Genomic DNA, 18,128 nt, shown 5'->3' on the forward strand with positions numbered 1-18,128 from the left:
TGCGGTCGCAGCAGATCAGCTGGCGTGCTGATAGCCGCCGCCCAGTGCGCGCACCATGGAGACGTCGAGTGCGAACATGCGCGAACGCAGGGTCGACAGCTCGCGCAGATTGGTCAGCAGCGCATCTTGTGCGTTGAGTACATCGAGGTAATTGGTGAGGCCGCCTTCATATCGGTTGCGTACGATGCGATAGGCTTCTTCGGCGGCGTGCGCGGCTTCTTCGGTCTTGTTCAGGCGACCGCTGAGCGCCTTCTCGCTGACGGCGACGTCGGCGACATCCTGCAAGGCTTGGGTGACGGCGCTGTCGTAATTGGCGACGGCTTCATCGTAGCTGGCGCTGGCCGAGCGGAACTGTCCGCGCAGACGGCCGCCTTCAAAAATCGGCAGCGAGATGGCCGGGCCGAAGCTGCCGATGCTCGATCCCGATTGCGTCAGCAGATTGGTACCCAGCGACTGGAAGCCGAAGTAGGCGCTCAGGTTCACATTGGGATAAAACTGTGCGCGCGCCACCTTGATCTGCTTGGCGGCCGACTCTGCACGTAGACGTGCGGCAACGATGTCGGGACGGCGTCCCAGCAATTCCGCCGGCAATTCCTTCGGCAGATTGAACGGCTTGGACATGTCGATCACCGGGCGTGTCAGTTGCAGGCCGCGATCCGGACCGGCGCCGGCCAGCGCCGCCAGCTTGTTGCGCTGGAGTGCAATCGATTCATCCAGGCTCAGCAAATCGGCTTCGGCCATGGCGCGGCGAGCGGTGACTTGTTTGACGCTGCCTTCGGTTTCAAGACCGTTGATGCGGCGTTGCTGAAACAGATTTTCGGTTTCCACGCGCACTTGCAGTGCTGCTTCGGAAGTGTCGCGTTGGCTGAACAGGCGTTCCAGTTCGGCATAGGCCGCCGCGATTGACGTCGACAGCGTGATGCGCGCCTGTGCGGCATCGGCGCGCGCGGCTTCGAGGTCGGAGGTCGCGGCGGCGAGGGCCGCGCGGTTCTTGCCCCAGAAATCGATCTCATAGCTGAAGTCGAGCGTGGCGCGTGTTTCATTGTTGTAGCCGCGCGGCACAAAGTCGGCCGGCACGCCGTTGTTATAACTCTGCTTCATGCGATCCAGCGAAGCGTTTGCGCTGACCTGCGGCAGCAAGGCGGCGCCTTGTTGCTGTGCTACACCTTCGGCTTTCAGCAGGCGCGCACGCGCCACGGCCAAGGACGGTGCGCCGTGCAGCGCTTCACCGATCAGGGTGTTGAGTTGTTTATCGCCGTAGGCTGTCCACCAGTTATCGTCGGGCCAGGCAACAGTGGTGCCGGTGAGCGATTGCGATGATTGATAGGCGTCGGCCGCCTTGGGCTCGGCGCGCGGGCCGAGGTCGGAGAACTGCGCGCAGCCGGCCAGCGTCAATGCCGCCAAGGCCAGCGCCGACAACATCAGCAGCGGTCTCAGCGGCTGCGAACGGTTTTTCTTGAAGGAAACAGATTGAACTTCCATGATGTAAATCCACTTATAATTAAACTGTACAGTTCAGTATAGTATTGACTTTTAACGAGCGTCAAGCAAAACTAGGCGAAAATACGGGGCGCAAATGTTGCAGTCGCAAAAAAAGCAACAGCCTCCGGGGAAACCAGGCGGGACGAGGTCGAGGCAGCAATGGCGATCACGGCCCAGCCACACAGACAAAGATTTACATGCGTAAGAAAAGTGAAGAACGGCGCCAGGCCATCATCGATGTCGCGGCGGAATTATTTAACGAAATAGGATTCGATCGAACCTCGATGGCCGAGATTTCCGCGCGCCTGGGTGGATCGAAGGCGACGCTGTACAACTATTTCTCATCGAAGGAAGAAATCTTTCTTGCCGTCATGAAGCAGCAGGCCGGCATGCAGTTTGAGTCGCTCTTCGCCATCCTCGCAGAAGACAGCAAGGATCCGGAACAAGTACGCGCGACGTTGAAATTATTTGCCAATAAGTATTTGCATCTGGTGCTGTCACCCGAAGTGATCGCCGTGCGACGCTTGCTGTATTACAACGCCGAGCGCTCCGAGCTGGGATGTTTATATTACGAAAACGGCCCACGGCGCGGTTGGCTGGCCATCGCTGACTTCATGAAACGCGCGATGGAAAAAGGCATCTTCCGGGAAGCTGACTCCTGGCTTGCAGGAATACAGTTCCGCGTACTGATTGAGGCGGAATGGGCAGAGGGGCGCATCCTTAACGTGATCACTTCGTTGCCGCCCGCCAAGGTGAAAGAGTCGGTGGAGCGCGCGCTCGATGCGTTCTATCGCATCTATGCTGCAGAACGCAGTTGAGTACATCTCCGCGCTGTGATGGCAAGATGATGATCCGCGCAAGGATCAGGATAAGCGCCAAGACAAGCGTCAGCATTTCGTCAGCCATCGCTGGCAACATCAGCAATACCCCCGGACGTCAATACCGATATCCCGTCATATTCACATCACAATGCCGTGTAAAAATGCACGGCAGCCCTCTCTTCTGAACGTTCTCGCGGCCCCGGCGGGGCGGCGTTTCAGAACATCCCTATAGGTACAAATGGGTAGTAAACAACCTCTTTCTTGCATGATCAAGAAAGAGGGGAGGTGCGTACCATTCATGGGATGCTGGCGCTGAGTGTATCGCCGCTTTCAAAAAAGCCAACAAAACAGCAATTTATATATCTCCACCTGAGGCAATCATCATGACCTGGTTTTATAACCTGAACATCGCCAAAAAACTGATTCTTTCCTTCCTTGCTGTTGTTGTGCTGACGGCGTCGCTCGGCATTTTTTCCATCGTCGAACTGGTCAAGGTCAATCAGGCATCCACCGATATTGCCACGAACTGGATGCCAAGCATTAAGCTGGGTTTGCAGCTGCAGACATCGATGGCGCGTTTCCGCATTTCTGAACTGCAGCACATCGTATCAACAGATGATAAAGACTACGACGACGCCGAAAAGGCAATGAAGACGCGCATGGAAATCATCAACAAGGATCTCAAGACTTACGAAGATCTGATCTCGGAACCGGAAGAGCGCGTGTTGTATCCACAATTTCAGCAGACGATGACGAAGTATCTGGCCGAGAACAAAAAAATCATGGCGCTGTCGCGTGCCAATCAGAAAGAAGAGGCACGCGCGCAATACAAGGGCGAATCGAACAAACTGTTCCGCCAGGCTGTCGACCAGCTAGGTGGTCTCGTCAAGATCAACGATGACGGCGCGACGCGTTCCAACAACGACGCCGACAAGGTGTTCAATATGGCACGCGGCTGGATTCTCGGCCTGTTGATCGCCATCGTGGTGATCGCCATGTCCTTGGCGGTCTGGGTTGCACGAATCGTTTCCTTGCCGCTCAATAAGGCTGTCGACGTTGCACAACGTGTGGCAGGCGGCGATCTCGGTGGCGATATTCGCTCTGAAAGCAGCGACGAAACCGGACGCCTGATGCTGGCGCTCAAAGCCATGAACGACAGCCTGCAGAAGATTGTTGGCGAAGTGCGTATCGGCACCGACACCATTGCGACCGCATCGACCCAGATCGCCAGCGGCAATCTCGATTTGTCTTCACGTACCGAACAGCAAGCCGGCTCGCTCGAAGAAACCGCCTCGGCGATGGAAGAGCTCACCTCGACCGTGAAACAGAATGCCGACAATGCGCGTCAGGCCAACCAGCTCGCTGTGTCGGCATCGGAAGTTGCACAGCAAGGCGGCGCCGTGGTGGGGCAGGTGGTCGATACAATGGGATCAATCAACGACTCCTCGCGCAAGATTGTGGACATCATCAGTGTCATCGATGGCATCGCCTTTCAAACCAATATTCTTGCGCTGAATGCAGCCGTTGAAGCGGCACGCGCCGGCGAACAAGGACGCGGCTTTGCGGTGGTGGCGTCGGAAGTGCGTAGTCTGGCGCAACGCTCCTCCGCTGCAGCGAAAGAGATCAAGGCGCTGATCGATGACTCGGTCTCGAAGGTCGATGTCGGCAGCAAGCTGGTGCAGCAGGCTGGTGAAACCATGCAAGAGGTTGTCGCCAGCGTGCGTCGCGTGACCGACATCGTCGGCGAAATCAGCGCAGCCAGCACAGAGCAAAGCACCGGCATCGAAGAAGTCAATCGCGCCATTACGCAAATGGATGAGACCACGCAGCAAAACGCCGCACTGGTGGAAGAGGCGGCCGCGGCGGCACAATCCCTCCAGGAGCAAGCCAGCAAGTTGACGCAGGTCGTCAGCGTGTTCAAGCTGCCCCGCCGTTAGAAGTCTGAGCAGAGGAGCGCCGGTCCGCCGGATCTCCCGAAAAGAAGCCCGTGATGCAGAGACTGCTTGCGGGCTTTTTTGTTGCCGCAGTCAGTCAGACCGCGATCAGAGAGAGGGGAGTACTCGTTCTTTCTCTTTTCGACTTTGCGCAAAATGCGAGCAATAGGAATATCACATAGGTCGCGCCTGAGCCTGAAAATTAATAGTGCGACAACAAAGGGCTGGCAATCATCCGGCAATGCATTGCAGTAATGGAAACACCCTTGCCAATATGCGAGCTGGAAAATGTAAATGAGGGGTTTCCACTGCTGAATATCATTGCTTATTGGAAATTGTTTGTGAGACTATGCGAGGTTGAATGAGAAGTTGTTAGAAACTAACCGAGTTTCAGCCAGCGAACACCGGTGCATTAATCGGCGCGCAAGCAGCGCGCTGCGGTGGCATGCAAGCCATGACGGGGCCACCCCTCCCGTTTACCGGAAGCGCGATGCGACTCAAGCGATGTGAACGGTAGTCCGTAGATGCGCAACGCCTGTGCCCAAACTCACCAAGAAAAATACAATGTTCCAGTGGCTACTGCTTAAAGAAAATGCGCTCAGCGCAGCGGAAAACACAGTCTGGAAAGAGAGCGCTCTGCGCATCATTCTGATGTCGGGCCTGCTGCTCGAGTTTGGTATCGGCCTGCTCAGCGCCATGGATGCCGTCAAGGTCGGCGCCTACTACATCATCGTCATCGTGACTGGCTTTTTCATCGCCTTGTCGATGGCGGTGTTCGCTTCTCTGCGGCGGCCGGTGATCGGCAGCGCGATGCTGATTGCGACCATTTATGCTGCAGCATTTTGTATCGTCTACTTCATCAGAGATACCGAAATCGCCAAGCTGGGTATCATGTTTGTCTATACCGCGCCGTTGATTGCACGTATCTTTTTCGGCTCGCGCCTGGCGCTGGTGCTGATGGCGGTCAACGTGTTTCCCTTCATGCTGTTGATTCGCAACGAGCCCTTGCCCAGCTATCCGGGTCTGGAGACACCGCTGGCCAACGCCCATGCCTACATCCAGGCGTTGCTGTTCTTGTTCTTCAATATCTGCGTGCCGCTGGGCGTGTTTCGTCTTCTGCATGCGCTGGATGCGGCGATCAGACGTCATCGCACAGCGAGCATGGAACTGGAGAGCAGCCACGCGCAATATCAGGAAATCTTTGAGAACGCCGGCGGCGCGATCCTGTTGTGCGATGCTCACGCACGTATCCTGAAAGCGAACTCGCTGGCCGACGCCATTATTGGCCGCCAGGACAAGAAAAATGCCAGTCTGTTTGCGCTCTTGGCGCACAAGTGCAAAGACAAGGAAGAGAAAACCGCCGACATTCTGTCGCTCAAACCGGGGCAGGAGTTTGAGACCCGCGACGGCAGATTGATCTCGATAGAAACCATCTCGCCCACCTCCAAAAATCATTACATCGTCCTGTTGCGCGACATTTCGCAGATGCGCCGTATCCAGGAGGCGCTCAATCGCAGCAAGGAGCGTGAGTCTTTTCTCAGCAGCCACGATCAGCTGACGCAACTGCCCAATCGCGACTCCATGCTGCAGCAACTTGCCGCTGCGATGAGCGCCATGCCGCCGCGTCGCCAGCTCGCGCTGATCATCATTCGTCTCGACAGCATCAAATATGTCAACGACGCGCACGGCAGTACTGCCGGCGACGACTTGATTGTGGCCTTTGCGCAGAGGCTCAAACATTTGCTGCCGGACGACAGTCTGTGCGGACGCCTGCGCAGCGTCGTGTTTGGCTTCACGATCGAAAGTAGTCATGGTAGCCGCGATGCCATCCCTCAGATCGAACATATCCGGCGTAGTCTGCCCGAAGAACTCATCATCAATGGTGAGCGCCATCCGGTACAGATATCCATGGCGGTAGCGTTTTCTCGTCCCGGTGAAACCGACGGCGAGGGTTTGCTACAGCGGGGAAAGATCGCGCTCGATACTGCCCGCCGTTCCGGCAACCAGAGCGTTGCCGTGTTCGACGACGAAGCTGCTACGCAAGTCCGGCGCCGTCTCAATATCGAACAGGCCATCCTCATGGCGCTGCCCGAAAACGAAATGCGTCTGGTCTATCAGCCCAAGGTAACGCAGGATGGTGAAATCGTCGGATTGGAAGCGCTGATACGCTGGCGCTCGCCAACGCTGGGAGATGTCTCTCCCGCCGAATTTATCCCCGTGGCGGAAAGCAGCGGGGCGATTCACTTCATCACCGCCTTTGTGGTCGACAGTGTCTGCACGTACATCCGCCAGACGCTGGACGCGGGCGGGCGCTGTCTGCCGATTGCCATCAACCTGTCGGCCATCGATATCGTGCGGGCCGATCTGCTCGATTTGGTCAATGCCTCTTGTCAGAAACATCGCATCAGTTCCGACTATCTGGAGTTTGAGATTACCGAGACCGGCCTGGTCGGGAACGAGAATCTGGCGATCAGCCATCTGGAGGCGCTCAACGCCAAAGGTTACGGCATTACCATCGACGATTTTGGGACCGGTTACTCTTCTTTGCAGAAGCTAAGTCGCTTTCCCACGAAAAGTATTAAGATAGACCAGTCTTTTGTGGCGCAAATCGGGATTAGCGAGAAGAGCGAGCTGATTATCCGCGCGGTGGTGTCGCTGGCAAAAATCCTCTCCTGCACGACGGTTGCCGAAGGGGTCGAAACGCTGGTGCAGGAGAAATTTCTCAAAGCCATCGGATGCCAGTTCTTTCAGGGGTTCTACTACTATCCGCCCATGGAGTTTCAGCAAGTCAATCAATTGCTGAAGGGACGCTGAAGCACGACGGTGTCATTGCCATGCATCTTGATGCTCGGATGTGATTCCGGATCGGCGCCGCAAAGACAACAACGTTAAGCGGCTGTCCGCACCATCCCGGTACCATCAGAGAGAGACACACGACATGAGCAAGAACAAGAATGCGACCACGCCCGTCTATCGCGGCGTTTTCCCCGTAGCGCCGACCATTTTCGACGATCATGGCGATATCGACCTTGAAGGGCAGCGTCGCTGTATCGACTTCATGATTGATGCCGGCTCCGACGGCATCTGTATCCTGGCTAATTTCTCCGAACAGTTCGCACTTACCGACGACGAGCGTAGTTCGCTCATCAGCACGGTGCTTGATCACGTCGCCGGACGCGTGCCGGTGATCGTGACAACGACGCATTTCAGCTCACGTATCTGCGCTCAGCGCAGCCGCATGGCGCAAGACGCCGGCGCAGCGATGGTCATGATCATGCCGCCGTATCACGGCGCGACGATTCGCATTGGCGAGACCGGCATTTACGATTTCTTCAACACTGTGTCGGATGCGATCAGCATTCCCATCATGATCCAGGATGCTCCTGTCAGCGGCACTACGCTGTCACCGTCGCTGCTGGTGCGCATGGCCAAGGACATCGCCAATGTTTCCTACTTCAAGATCGAAGTACCGCAAGCGGCCAACAAACTGCGCGAAATCATTGCGCTCGGCGGCGAAGCGATTGTCGGTCCTTGGGATGGTGAAGAAGCCATCACGCTGATGGCCGATCTGGATGCCGGTGCGACCGGTGCAATGACCGGTGGCGGTTATCCGGATGGTATTCGCCGTATTCTCGATGCTTACTTTGCCGGTGATACCGAACTGGCGGCGCAGCATTATCAGCAATGGCTGCCGCTGATCAACTATGAAAACCGTCAGGGCGGTCTTGCATCGTGCAAGGCCCTGATGAAAGAAGGCGGCATCATCAAGTCGGATGCGGTGCGTCACCCACTGCCGGCGATGCATCCGGCAACACGCGAAGGCCTGATCAAGATCGCACGCCGTCTTGATCCTCTGGTGCTGCGCTGGGGCAAATAAGACCTTGAATAAGCAACTGTCTATTGAGCTTCTTATTGAGCTGCTTACTTAGCTTAACAAGCAATAATCCGGTCATCCCAATTGCGGGATGACCTCGCGGCCGATTTCATCCATCACTTCTCTGCGCGGCCTGCCCTGGCGCGCCAGATTCAACAGCACGTGGCCGACGCCATAGCCGTGCAATCTCTGCAGATAATCCAGCAAGGCATAGCGGCCGCTGCGCATGCCCAGGGTGATTGGCTCGGACGGCGCGTCCGGATCGTCCAGCAAATCCAGATTCAAGGACTGAATAAAGGGTTTGGCGGCGCCACCCGCGCGTTGCGCCAGCGCCTGTTGCCATAAGCCGATGCGACCTTGCTGGCGTTGTTCTTCGCGATGGTAGGATGCCCAGCCGTCGGCGTTGGCAGCGATCCACTGCAATGACTGGCGAGCCGAGCCGACAGCCAGCATGGCAATACGTTGGGCGGCTCGCGGCAAGACTGCATGGCCGCCGGTAGCGTTCATCAATACCTGCTTCGCTGCGTCATCCGGCGCATCGTCGAGCGCAGCGCGCACGACCTCCCAATGAGCGCGAAAGCGTTCTCCGCCCTGTTCCGCCGTCATGCCGAATGCGGCAAATTCTTCTTCGCGGTCACCCGATCCGACACCGAGCAAAAAGCGGCCTCCGGACAGGCGATCAAGCGTCAGCGCACTCTTCGCCAGCAGCAAGGGATGGCGTAACGGCAGTACCGCCGCTGCTGTGCCGACTGCGATCGTATTGGTTGCCGCGGCGAGCATGCCCAGCCAGAGAAAAGGATCGTCCAGCGCACTGACTTCACCTGCCTGAGGAATCATCAGCGGTACGTCACGCGTCCACAGCGCGGAAAAGCCGCACGCCTCGGCATGCTGCGCCAGCGCCTTTTCCGTGGCCGGGTCTGCCAGTACGCCGGCGGGTGGCGTCAGAGGCGTCATCAGGCCGAGCGTCAGGCGGCCCTCGGGAAACACCAGCGAATAAGCTTTATTGAGCATGTGCACAACCATGTCGAAGATCATGAAGTGCGTTCATTGTCGCCGATTATGTGGATTGTGTCGGTTGTACTCTCCAAGTTGGATTCGGGCCGGCGAGTCGAACAAATCTCAGCAAGCCGGCAAAGCCAGCGCCTGCAAAATTTCTCCGGTTTTTGAATCCTGGACGAAGGCGGCAACACCGAGATTGCTCACGTCGGCATGTTTGCCGTCGCGCCCGACGGGCAGCTTGAAGATGTCCGCGATGGCGGTTTTGCCATCCAGATAAATCGGACCTTTCCATTGGCGCACGACATAATCATGCTGCAAGGTGGCACCGTTATTTTCGCCTGCCGAGACCTTGTTGCTCAGGCGATTTTCGTACACGGCCACGTACGCTTGCGGTGCGGCAGATCCTGTTTTGTGTCCGTCGATTGCAGAGAACTCCGCCTCGATCTTGATGCGGTTGTCGGTAGCAGGTGTCCATGTGAGATGGATATTGGCGGCAGCCGGTTTGGCGTTGATGGCCTTCATCGCCGAGCGGAATTCTTCTTCGCTGCGCCAGTTGCGGAATTCCCGGCCATTCACGAATAGTTCAGGCGTGTACGAAAAACGGGTGGTGCCAAGCCGCGTCAATTGTTCTTGCCGCTCTGTGAAGATGTGCTGCGAAAATACATCTCGCCAGCCAAGGCTGTCCCAATAGTCCACATGCAATGCAAGCGGCACGATATCGCGATCGGTGGTGTTGCGCGTATCGATCCGGCGCAGCCAGCGATCGGCCGGGGGACAGCTGTTGCAACCTTCGGAGGTGTACAGCTCCACCAACGCGAGGCGATGCGCGGGACTCTGCTTTTCACATTGGGCAGCAGAAGCAGCAGAAGCAGCAGAGGAGGTGAGCAGCGCCGTCATCGCATGAAAGGCGGCGAGCAAATAGGTTGAGGTTTTCATATTTCATAATCCGTTGTCTGCACCTTCAGTAGTCGCTGGGCATCGTCGATTCATTACATCGATCATGACAAAGCGATGACCCGGCCACGCAATTGCTGTCATTCAGCAAAGAGAATCGGCATTGCTCATCCAGCAGGATGTAAAGACCGCTCCGCGCAAACGCAGCATGCGTCCCCATATCAGCTTGTTGAATACCTGATATGCGTTAATTAAATCACTGCAAGTCCTTCCTTTTTATTTCTTTACGGCTATATTTCCCTCACAAAGAAAAAATTTTGCAGTGCGTCATTTTTGTTATTTTCATAGACGCACACCGAGTTAAAACACAACGGGAAATCTGAGAGGCTCACATGACCAATCAGTATAGGGCGGGAAAAAAAGCATTGGTGATCGGTGGCGGTGCGCCGAACTCCACATTGATTGCCGGCGCATTGACGGCATTTCTGGATGAAGGTGTCGAATTCGATGTCATCTCCGCTTCGGGGGCGGGCGTGCTGATGGGCTTGTTGTATCAGGCTCCTCTGGAATGTTCGCCGCGCGAAGCGTTGATGCGCTGGGCCGAGTCCGGTGTGGCCGACAGTATCTACAAGATGTTCCCTGTCAACTACAAGATCTTCAAGAAGCCGGGACAGGAGGCACGCAGCTTCCGCGACAACGTGCCGTCGCAGATGCCTCCCATGCCTGGTATGCCCAATATGCCGACCATGCCGACCATGCCGACCATGCCCAGCATGGCATCGATGCCCGGCATGCCGAACATGTCCGCCATGGCGGCCGGTTATCCTTTCCTTGACGTCTTCACACAGCGTTTCGCCGAAGCCTCCGGCGCATGGAACGACTGGATGCATCTGATGCTGTCGGCCATGTCGCCGTCGGATCTGTCGTCCAAGAGCCTCGGCCTGTGTGCGCATCATCCTTTCCTGGAGCAGTCGATCGACTTCGACGCCATCGCGCGCATGAAGCCGGACTTCTACATCAACGCCTACAACATGAGCAAGGGCGAGATGCAGATCTGGGACAAGAAAGAGATTGCGCCTATCCACGTGCGCGCCGCCTTGTCGTTCCCCTTCTTGTATCCGCCGACGGAAATCGACGGTGACGATTACATCGAAGGCGCAGCACTCGACACGCTCAACTTCGATCCTCTGTTGTCCACCTCCGGCAAGCATGCCGACGTCGAAACGCTGGTCGTTCTCGACATCCTCGGTGAAGACCGTCTGATCCGCAAACCACGCAATCTGTACGACGCCTGGGTGCGCTCCATCATCACGCCATTGGTAAAGATTTCGAAATCCGAAATGCGTTTGTTCGAGTTGGAACATAACACGCATCCTGAAACCGGCGAGCCCTTGCGTCGTCTGCTGAAGGTCGATCTGATGAGCGGCATTCCGGACGAGCACTGGCCGGAAGTATTGGACTGGTCGTCGTCGAACATGCAGTTGCTCTTTGATGTCGGCTATCGTGCCGGACAGAAGTTCTGTCGTGAGCATGGCGAGTCTTTGCAGGATGCTTTCGAGGGTACTTCCATCGCAGCATGAACACTCGCTGCACCGTGCACCCTGAACACTTTCATCTCTGATTTACCTGCATACCTGATTCATCAGGCCGTAACACAGCGCCGCTAACATGCTTGTCCCGCGAGTTGAGGGGGAGGATGCCGGCGGCGCGGCAGTTTCTGCCAACACATTTGCCAGCCTGCAACTTCGCTGTTCGTACCGGAAGATTGACGCAAAGACGTACAGGAAGAAACAACGCCAGCCCCGGGGCCAACGTAGCTTCGGATCCCATCCACTTTATAGAAAAACGACACGACCATGACAATCACCAAACGCCTTCTTCTCACCTTGTCGGTGGCCCTGCTGGCTCTCCTCTTCGTCGGCATCGACGGCCTCGTGCAGCTGCAGCGCGCACAGGTGCGTTTCGATACCGTGCAAAACCGTATCATTCCCAGCATCAGCGGCTTGAACGCCGCCAAAGGCTTTCTCGCGGACACCCGCCTGGCCGGCTACCGCTTGTCGGTGTTTTCCAACCTGAGCGACAAGACGGCGCTGGACAAAGCCGTGGCCGACGCCAACAAGGCGTTTGACGATGTGGTCGCCAAGTACGCGAAAGACCAGATCTACGATGAAACCGACAGCAAGATGCTCGAAGCCGACAAGGCCAACATGGAAGCCTATCGTAAAGCGCTGATTCCATTCTTCGCTGCAGCGCATGCAGGCGACATGGACGGTGTGCGCGCTACATTGATGGCCGGCACTCCATTGGCGGTTTCGGCTGCAGGCGTCAAGAAAGGCATCGACGACCACATCGCCTACAACAGCAAACTGGTCGATGACGTGCGCGCGGAAAGCGTTGCCGCTTACGAGTTCGCATTCAAGAGCATGGTTGCCGTCATCGTCGTGGCGATTCTGTTCACCGGCACACTGGCGCTGACCTTGTATCGCAATATCAGCGGCAGCCTGCGTAACATCAAGAACACCTTTGAAGAAATCAGCGCCTCGCTGGATTTGTCCAAGCCGATGCACGTCGAGCGCATGGATGAAATCGGCCATGCCGCCACTGCCTTTAACAAATTGCGCGTACGTATCGTCGACGTGATCGGCACCGTTCGCACCTCGACGGATTCGGTCAGCGTCGCCGCCAAGCAGATCGCCGTCGGCAACACCGACTTGTCGTCGCGCACCGAACAGCAAGCCGCTTCGCTGGAAGAAACCGCATCGAGCCTTGAACAGTTGACATCGGTCGTCAAGCAAAACACCGAGAACGCCAAGCAAGCCAATCAGCTCGCGCTGTCGGCATCGAACATCGCTTCGCAAGGAGGCGACGTGGTGCGTCAGGTGGTCGATACCATGAACTCGATCAATGACTCGTCCCGCAAGATCGTCGACATCATCAGCGTGATTGACGGCATCGCCTTCCAGACCAACATTCTGGCGCTGAACGCCGCCGTGGAAGCGGCGCGTGCCGGCGAACAAGGCCGCGGCTTTGCGGTGGTGGCGTCTGAAGTGCGCAGCCTGGCGCAGCGTTCGGCAGCAGCGGCCAAAGAAATCAAGACTCTGATCGACGACTCCGTCGACAAGGTCGGTTCGGGCAGCAAGCTGGTGCAGCAAGCGGGTACGACCATGAGCGACATCGTCAACAGTGTGCAAAAAGTCACTGACATCGTCGGCGAGATCGCCAGCGCCAGCGAAGAACAAAGCAGCGGCATCAGCCAGGTCAATCAGGCTGTTTCGCAAATGGACGACGTCACGCAGCAAAACGCCGCACTGGTGGAAGAAGCTGCCGCCGCCGCGCAGGCATTGCAAGATCAGGCCGAGACGCTGGAACAGGTGGTCAGTGTATTCAAGCTCGATGCCGCACGCATCGTGACGACTGCAGCGGCGTTGTCATCCAAGCGCGCCATCGATATCACACCGTCGACAGCACGCCTGAGTTCATCGGAACTGCATCGCATCGAACATGAGATTGACGCCTGATGTTGCTGATGTTGCAGCTGAACGATTAAGCTTGTGCGGTAGTAGCGCGCAATGAATAAAAAGACCGCACGCTTGCACGTGCGGTCTTTTTGTTTGACTTGCCGGATTACAGATTCTGAGTGACGAAACGTCCGCGCCGGCTGAGATGTTTTCCTGCAGCCATGAATTCGCCATCGCCGGTGTAGTGAACCGTCTGCGGATGTTTCGGGCTCGCAGCCGCATGCGCCTTGACCACTTCAAAGATGAAATAGTTATAGGTATCGATCAGGCAGTCGTCGTAGAGTTTGCATTCGAGATTGACAAAGCAATCATCAATCAACGGCGCCCTAACCTTGCTCGCTGCGCTGGTCGTCAGACCGAAGCGGCTGAACTTGTCGACTTCGGCGCCGGAGCAATTGCCGATATCGACCACGGTGTCGATCATCTCGACCGTGGGGATATTGATGACGCATTCGCGGCTGCTGCGGATCAGTTCAAAACTGTGATTGCCGGAGGCGATGATACAGCCGACCAGCGACGGTGTGAATTCCATCACCGTGTGCCAGCCCAGTGTCATGACATCGGTTTCATCCTGCCAGCGCGATGTCACCAATACGATCGGCCCCGGTTCCAGATAGTGACGTATGTTGGCGACGGGATAGTCGAGTTTCTTGCTCATAGCGAATCACCATTGCGCACGATGACGCGTGTTGAAGGTGATCCATTTTATGTCCGCCGCCGACAAGATTTCTGTAGGACAAAATCTCATTTCAACGCTGTTTGGGCAGGTAAATGTGCATTCCGTTATCCATCGGATAAGTAAGTTGTTATCCGATTATGCCAATCCGGCAATGCCGGCGGGGTCAGCGTCATGGATGATGGGTTTGTCACGCGCGTGCGGTGCGACCATGGCGTAAAGGAAACGGCCGGGTGGCGGCAGATTGCTCTGCTCACCGTCCCGGCCGTGGTGTCGCTCATTAGTTGCTAGTTGCTAGTTGCTCGCTAGTCGTTCGCTAAGCTGCTGCGATCAGAGATTAACGGGTGTAATAGACGTCGCGGTATTCGCGGCGATATTCACGATAGACCGGACGTTCGCGATATTCCCGTTCCACATACACAGGTGCCGGACGCACATAGACCGGAGCAGGCTGATAATAGACTTGCTGCGGCGCCTGGTAATACACAGGCTGCGGCGCAGGCTGGTACACCTGTTGTGGAGGCGCATAGCTTGGGCCGGAATTGGCGTTGGCGATCACCGTACCGATCGCAACTGCGCCGATGATGCCGGCGGCAATGGCTAGACCGTTGTTGCCGCCGCGGTCATGTGCGGAGGCGGAAGTCGATACCGACGCTGCCAGTACTGCAGTGATCAGCAGGGCGGGGAGTATTTTTTTGGTGATCATGATGATGTCCTTTCAGGTGAGGCGCATCTGATTTGTCGCCACGATTCAAATATAGGGCATTTCGGCTGCCGTGAAAGGCTTGGCATTACTTGCTTACAATTCTTACCAAGTTGGTGATTTCGGTTGTTTTCCCCGTTAACCTGCCCGCCGGCGGCCTTCATATTAAAATGCACGACCGGCTTTCCTGCAGGAAAGCTCAACCTCTCTCCCTATCCGATGAATTACACCCCCGGCCGCATGATGGCCTATGTCTGTCTGGCGCTGAGCATGTCCATGGTCGGCGCTTACGTTGCGCTCACCAAGCCGTTGGCGGCGGCACTGCCGGTGTTCCTGCTGGCGTGGCTGCGTTTCGGCATCGGCGCCGTCGCCATGATCCGCTGGCTGAAGAAACCCGGCAGCGAAGCGCCGCTCACGCCACGTACGCGCCTGCTGGTGTTTTTGGAATCCTTCCTCGGCAATTTTCTCTTCACGATCTGCATGATCAGCGGTGTCAGCATGACGAGCGCGGTTTCGGCCGGCGTCATCATGTCGGTGATCCCCGCGGTGGTCGCCTTGATGAGTTGGATCTTCCTGCGTGAACGCATCGGCTTGCGCGTCTGGCTGGCGGTTGCCTGTGGAGCGCTTGGCATCGGTTTGCTGTCGCTGGCGAAGAGTCCGCATGCGCCGGGACTCGACAGCGCCGGTGATGTAGAAGCGCATCAGGCCTGGCTCGGCAATCTGCTGGTGTTCGCCGCCGTGCTGTGCGAAGCCTCGTACGCCGTCATCGGCAAGAGGCTTACTGCCGTCCTCAGCCCCAAGCGCATCAGCTCGATCATCAACTTGTGGGGCCTGATCCTGATGACGCCGATGGGGTTTTACACGGCGCTGCACTTCAATTTCGGCGGCGTGCACAAAGGCATTTGGCTGCTATTGCTGTTCTATGCATTGGCCGCAAGCGTCTGGAGCGTCTGGCTGTGGATGACCGGTCTTAAATCGATCCCCGCTTCGCGTGCCGGTGTATTCACTGTGATGCTGCCCGTCAGCACGGCACTGGTCGGTGTGTTGGCGCTCGGTGAACAACTGACCATGATCCAACTCGCCGCCTTTGCGGTTGCGCTGATCGGGATGTTGCTGGTGACAGTGCCGGGAAAGTCCTCGGTGGATACGTCGGGCGCGGCACACTGAGTCCGTCATGGCGCGCCGCTATCACTACTCCGTCTATGTCATCGAACTGTCGACGGACGTGCTCTACGAGGCGCGCTTTCGCAAAGCCAATCCCGACTACGTCACGGGCAAGCCCTGCGTCTATGTCGGCATGACCGGGCTGAACGTCGATCAGCGTTTCGACAAGCACAAGGCCGGCATCCAGTCCAACCGCTTCGTGCGCGAATACGGCCTGCATCTCCTGCCCAAGCTGTACGAAATGTACAACCCCATGCCTTACGACGGCGCACGCGATATGGAAGTCGAGCTGGCGATCGGCCTGCGTGAGGCAGGTTACGGCGTGTGGCAGGCTTGAACTGAGTTCCCGCGATTGTTCGCTATACTCGATGCCATGAAAAAACTGCTTATTTCGTTTTCCGTGCTTGCCGGCTCCATGCTGATACCGCATGCCGCATTTGCCGCCGCGCCGGAAAAGACGCTCTGCACTGCCGGTGAGACGCCGCTGTTCCAATGCACGATCAAGGGCAAGCAAGTGTCCTTGTGCTCATCCGGTGGCAGCAAGGATGACGCAGGCAAGCTGCAATACCGCTTCGGTACTCCGCAAAAAATCGAGCTCAGCTATCCCGACACGCCGCAACCGGCGAACGGCAAATTCTTCAAAAGCGAGACCGGGTATTCCGGCGGTGGCGAAGAGCGCGTTCGCTTCAAGAACGGGGACTACGATTATTTCTTGTTCGAGCGCACGGTGCGTACCGGTTTCGGCAACGGTCCCAACAATCCCGAGTTCAGTGCCGGTGTCATCACGCGGCATGGCAAGAGCGTGACCACACGTCTTTGCTCACAGGATGGTGCAATGAAACCGGCCTCGCGCACCCTGCCGGAAGAAGAATTCGAGTATCTGCCTGACTGACCTGTAGTCATCTGATTATTAAGTTAAATAAAATAATAGACTTAGTTGTGATGAATTATATGGATTTGCGTGGGACGTACAATTCTTCCATGCTCCATGTTCGCATTGCCAATCGTCGCGGCGGGCAAGCGGCAAGAGACGACCTCAAAGGATACGACTATGTTCGCAGGATTCACGCGTCACGTCGCCGACGTCAACGGCACAACGATCAACTATGTTCGCGGTGGTTCCGGCCCTGCCTTGCTGCTGTTGCATGGTCATCCGCAGACCCACGTCATCTGGCACAAGGTGGCGCAGCAACTGGCTGAACGCTACACCGTGATCGCCGCCGATTTGCGTGGCTACGGCGACAGCGGAAAGCCTGTCGGATTGCCCGACCACAGCAACTATGCCAAACGCGTCATGGGGCAGGATCAGATCGACCTGATGGCTTCGCTCGGTTTTTCGCAATTCCTATTGATGGGACATGACCGCGGCGGCCGTGTCGCCTACCGCATGGCGCTCGATCATCCCGACGCGATTCGCAAACTGGCGGTGCTCGATATTGCACCGACGCTGGCGATGTACGAACAGACCAGCAGGGAGTTCGCCACCGCCTATTACCATTGGTTCTTCCTGATCCGTCCGGCACCGTTTCCCGAGACGCTGCTCAGCGCGCATCCCGAAGACTATCTGAAGCACACCATCGGCGGTCGCAGCGCCGGCCTGAAACCCTTCACGCCGGAAGCGTATGCGCAATACCTGCGTTGCCTGAGCGACCCGGCGACCATCCACGGCATCTGCGAAGACTACCGCGCCAGCGCCGGCATCGATCTGGAGCATGAGCGCCATGATCTCGATACCGGCAACAAGATCCGTTGCGAGATGCTGGCCTTGTGGGGCAAACAGGGCGTGATTGAAAAATGTTTCGAGCCGCTCAAGGAATGGGCGCGATTCTCCGACAAGCTCGACGGCGGGGCGCTCGATTGCGGCCACTATATTCCCGAGGAAGCACCGGAGGCGTTGCTGGAGAAGGTACTGCCTTTCTTCGACAGGTAGAAACATCACGCCGCCGCGATATCAATTCAGCAACATCCGCTGATGATATTGAAATCCCCGGTTTTTATCCTTCATTTCCTCTATATGGCTCCCCTTGCCGGAGTGATATAACTATCCCTGTCGCGCACCTATA

Annotated in this window: 15 protein-coding genes; 10 read left to right on the top strand and 5 right to left on the bottom strand. The window is 56.9% G+C overall.

From position 1 onward, the window contains the following. Window positions 1–15: 15 nt before the first annotated feature. On the bottom strand, window positions 16–1,482 hold the full coding sequence (locus hmeg3_RS00965) for an efflux transporter outer membrane subunit (protein WP_157739185.1): 1,467 nt from the start codon (window positions 1,480–1,482) through the stop codon (window positions 16–18). 197 nt (window positions 1,483–1,679) lie between these two features. Between hmeg3_RS00965 and hmeg3_RS00970 the strand changes: the two genes are divergently transcribed. From hmeg3_RS00970 to hmeg3_RS00985, 4 genes are all read left to right on the top strand, one after another. After that, the gene (locus hmeg3_RS00970; RefSeq protein ID WP_094562062.1) at window positions 1,680–2,300 is read left to right on the top strand and encodes a TetR/AcrR family transcriptional regulator; all 621 of its coding nucleotides are present in this window, start codon (window positions 1,680–1,682) and stop codon (window positions 2,298–2,300) included. A gap of 386 nt (window positions 2,301–2,686) precedes the next feature. Next, window positions 2,687–4,240, top strand: coding sequence for a methyl-accepting chemotaxis protein (locus hmeg3_RS00975; protein WP_094562063.1), 1,554 nt, complete (start codon window positions 2,687–2,689; stop codon window positions 4,238–4,240). A 561-nt stretch (window positions 4,241–4,801) separates the two neighbouring features. Beyond that, window positions 4,802–7,051, top strand: coding sequence for a bifunctional diguanylate cyclase/phosphodiesterase (locus hmeg3_RS00980; RefSeq protein WP_094562064.1), 2,250 nt, complete (start codon window positions 4,802–4,804; stop codon window positions 7,049–7,051). 124 nt (window positions 7,052–7,175) lie between these two features. Further along, entirely contained in the window at window positions 7,176–8,114 is a 939-nt protein-coding gene (locus hmeg3_RS00985; protein WP_094562065.1) for a dihydrodipicolinate synthase family protein, read from the top strand. A gap of 72 nt (window positions 8,115–8,186) precedes the next feature. Here hmeg3_RS00985 and hmeg3_RS00990 read toward each other — a convergent pair whose 3' ends face one another. Both hmeg3_RS00990 and hmeg3_RS00995 read right to left on the bottom strand, forming a co-directional pair. Beyond that, entirely contained in the window at window positions 8,187–9,146 is a 960-nt protein-coding gene (locus tag hmeg3_RS00990; RefSeq protein ID WP_198361763.1) for a TIGR03571 family LLM class oxidoreductase, read from the bottom strand. A gap of 84 nt (window positions 9,147–9,230) precedes the next feature. After that, a complete protein-coding gene (locus hmeg3_RS00995) occupies window positions 9,231–10,046 on the bottom strand; it encodes a thioredoxin family protein (protein WP_094562066.1) in 816 nt (271 codons plus the stop codon). A gap of 350 nt (window positions 10,047–10,396) precedes the next feature. Here hmeg3_RS00995 and hmeg3_RS01000 point away from each other — a divergent pair, with 350 nt between their 5' ends. Both hmeg3_RS01000 and hmeg3_RS01005 read left to right on the top strand, forming a co-directional pair. Continuing rightward, complete coding sequence (locus hmeg3_RS01000; protein WP_094562067.1) at window positions 10,397–11,584, top strand: patatin-like phospholipase family protein; 1,188 nt, start codon at window positions 10,397–10,399, stop codon at window positions 11,582–11,584. Between the two features lie 276 nt (window positions 11,585–11,860). Next, complete coding sequence (locus hmeg3_RS01005; RefSeq protein ID WP_094562068.1) at window positions 11,861–13,522, top strand: methyl-accepting chemotaxis protein; 1,662 nt, start codon at window positions 11,861–11,863, stop codon at window positions 13,520–13,522. Window positions 13,523–13,628: 106 nt separating this feature from the next. Here the strand turns inward: hmeg3_RS01005 and hmeg3_RS01010 are convergent, their stop codons facing one another. After that, window positions 13,629–14,180, bottom strand: coding sequence for a flavin reductase family protein (locus hmeg3_RS01010; RefSeq protein WP_094562069.1), 552 nt, complete (start codon window positions 14,178–14,180; stop codon window positions 13,629–13,631). Between the two features lie 355 nt (window positions 14,181–14,535). Continuing rightward, window positions 14,536–14,904 carry a hypothetical protein gene (locus hmeg3_RS01015; protein WP_094562070.1) on the bottom strand — a complete coding sequence of 123 codons (369 nt, stop codon included), beginning with the start codon at window positions 14,902–14,904 and terminating at the stop codon, window positions 14,536–14,538. 216 nt (window positions 14,905–15,120) lie between these two features. Between hmeg3_RS01015 and hmeg3_RS01020 the strand changes: the two genes are divergently transcribed. The 4 genes from hmeg3_RS01020 to hmeg3_RS01035 all read left to right on the top strand — a co-directional run bounded on the left by hmeg3_RS01020 (window position 15,121) and on the right by hmeg3_RS01035 (window position 17,995). Further along, complete coding sequence (locus hmeg3_RS01020; RefSeq protein ID WP_094562071.1) at window positions 15,121–16,068, top strand: DMT family transporter; 948 nt, start codon at window positions 15,121–15,123, stop codon at window positions 16,066–16,068. 7 nt (window positions 16,069–16,075) lie between these two features. Then, the gene (locus hmeg3_RS01025; protein WP_094562072.1) at window positions 16,076–16,402 is read left to right on the top strand and encodes a hypothetical protein; all 327 of its coding nucleotides are present in this window, start codon (window positions 16,076–16,078) and stop codon (window positions 16,400–16,402) included. A gap of 36 nt (window positions 16,403–16,438) precedes the next feature. Then, window positions 16,439–16,957, top strand: a complete 519-nt coding sequence (locus hmeg3_RS01030) for a hypothetical protein (RefSeq protein WP_094562073.1) — start codon at window positions 16,439–16,441, stop codon at window positions 16,955–16,957. A 159-nt stretch (window positions 16,958–17,116) separates the two neighbouring features. Continuing rightward, window positions 17,117–17,995, top strand: coding sequence for an alpha/beta fold hydrolase (locus hmeg3_RS01035; RefSeq protein WP_094562074.1), 879 nt, complete (start codon window positions 17,117–17,119; stop codon window positions 17,993–17,995). The last annotated feature ends 133 nt before the right edge of the window (window positions 17,996–18,128 follow it).

It is taken from the genome of Herbaspirillum sp. meg3, from assembly GCF_002257565.1.
Classification (GTDB): Bacteria; Pseudomonadota; Gammaproteobacteria; order Burkholderiales; family Burkholderiaceae_D; genus Herbaspirillum.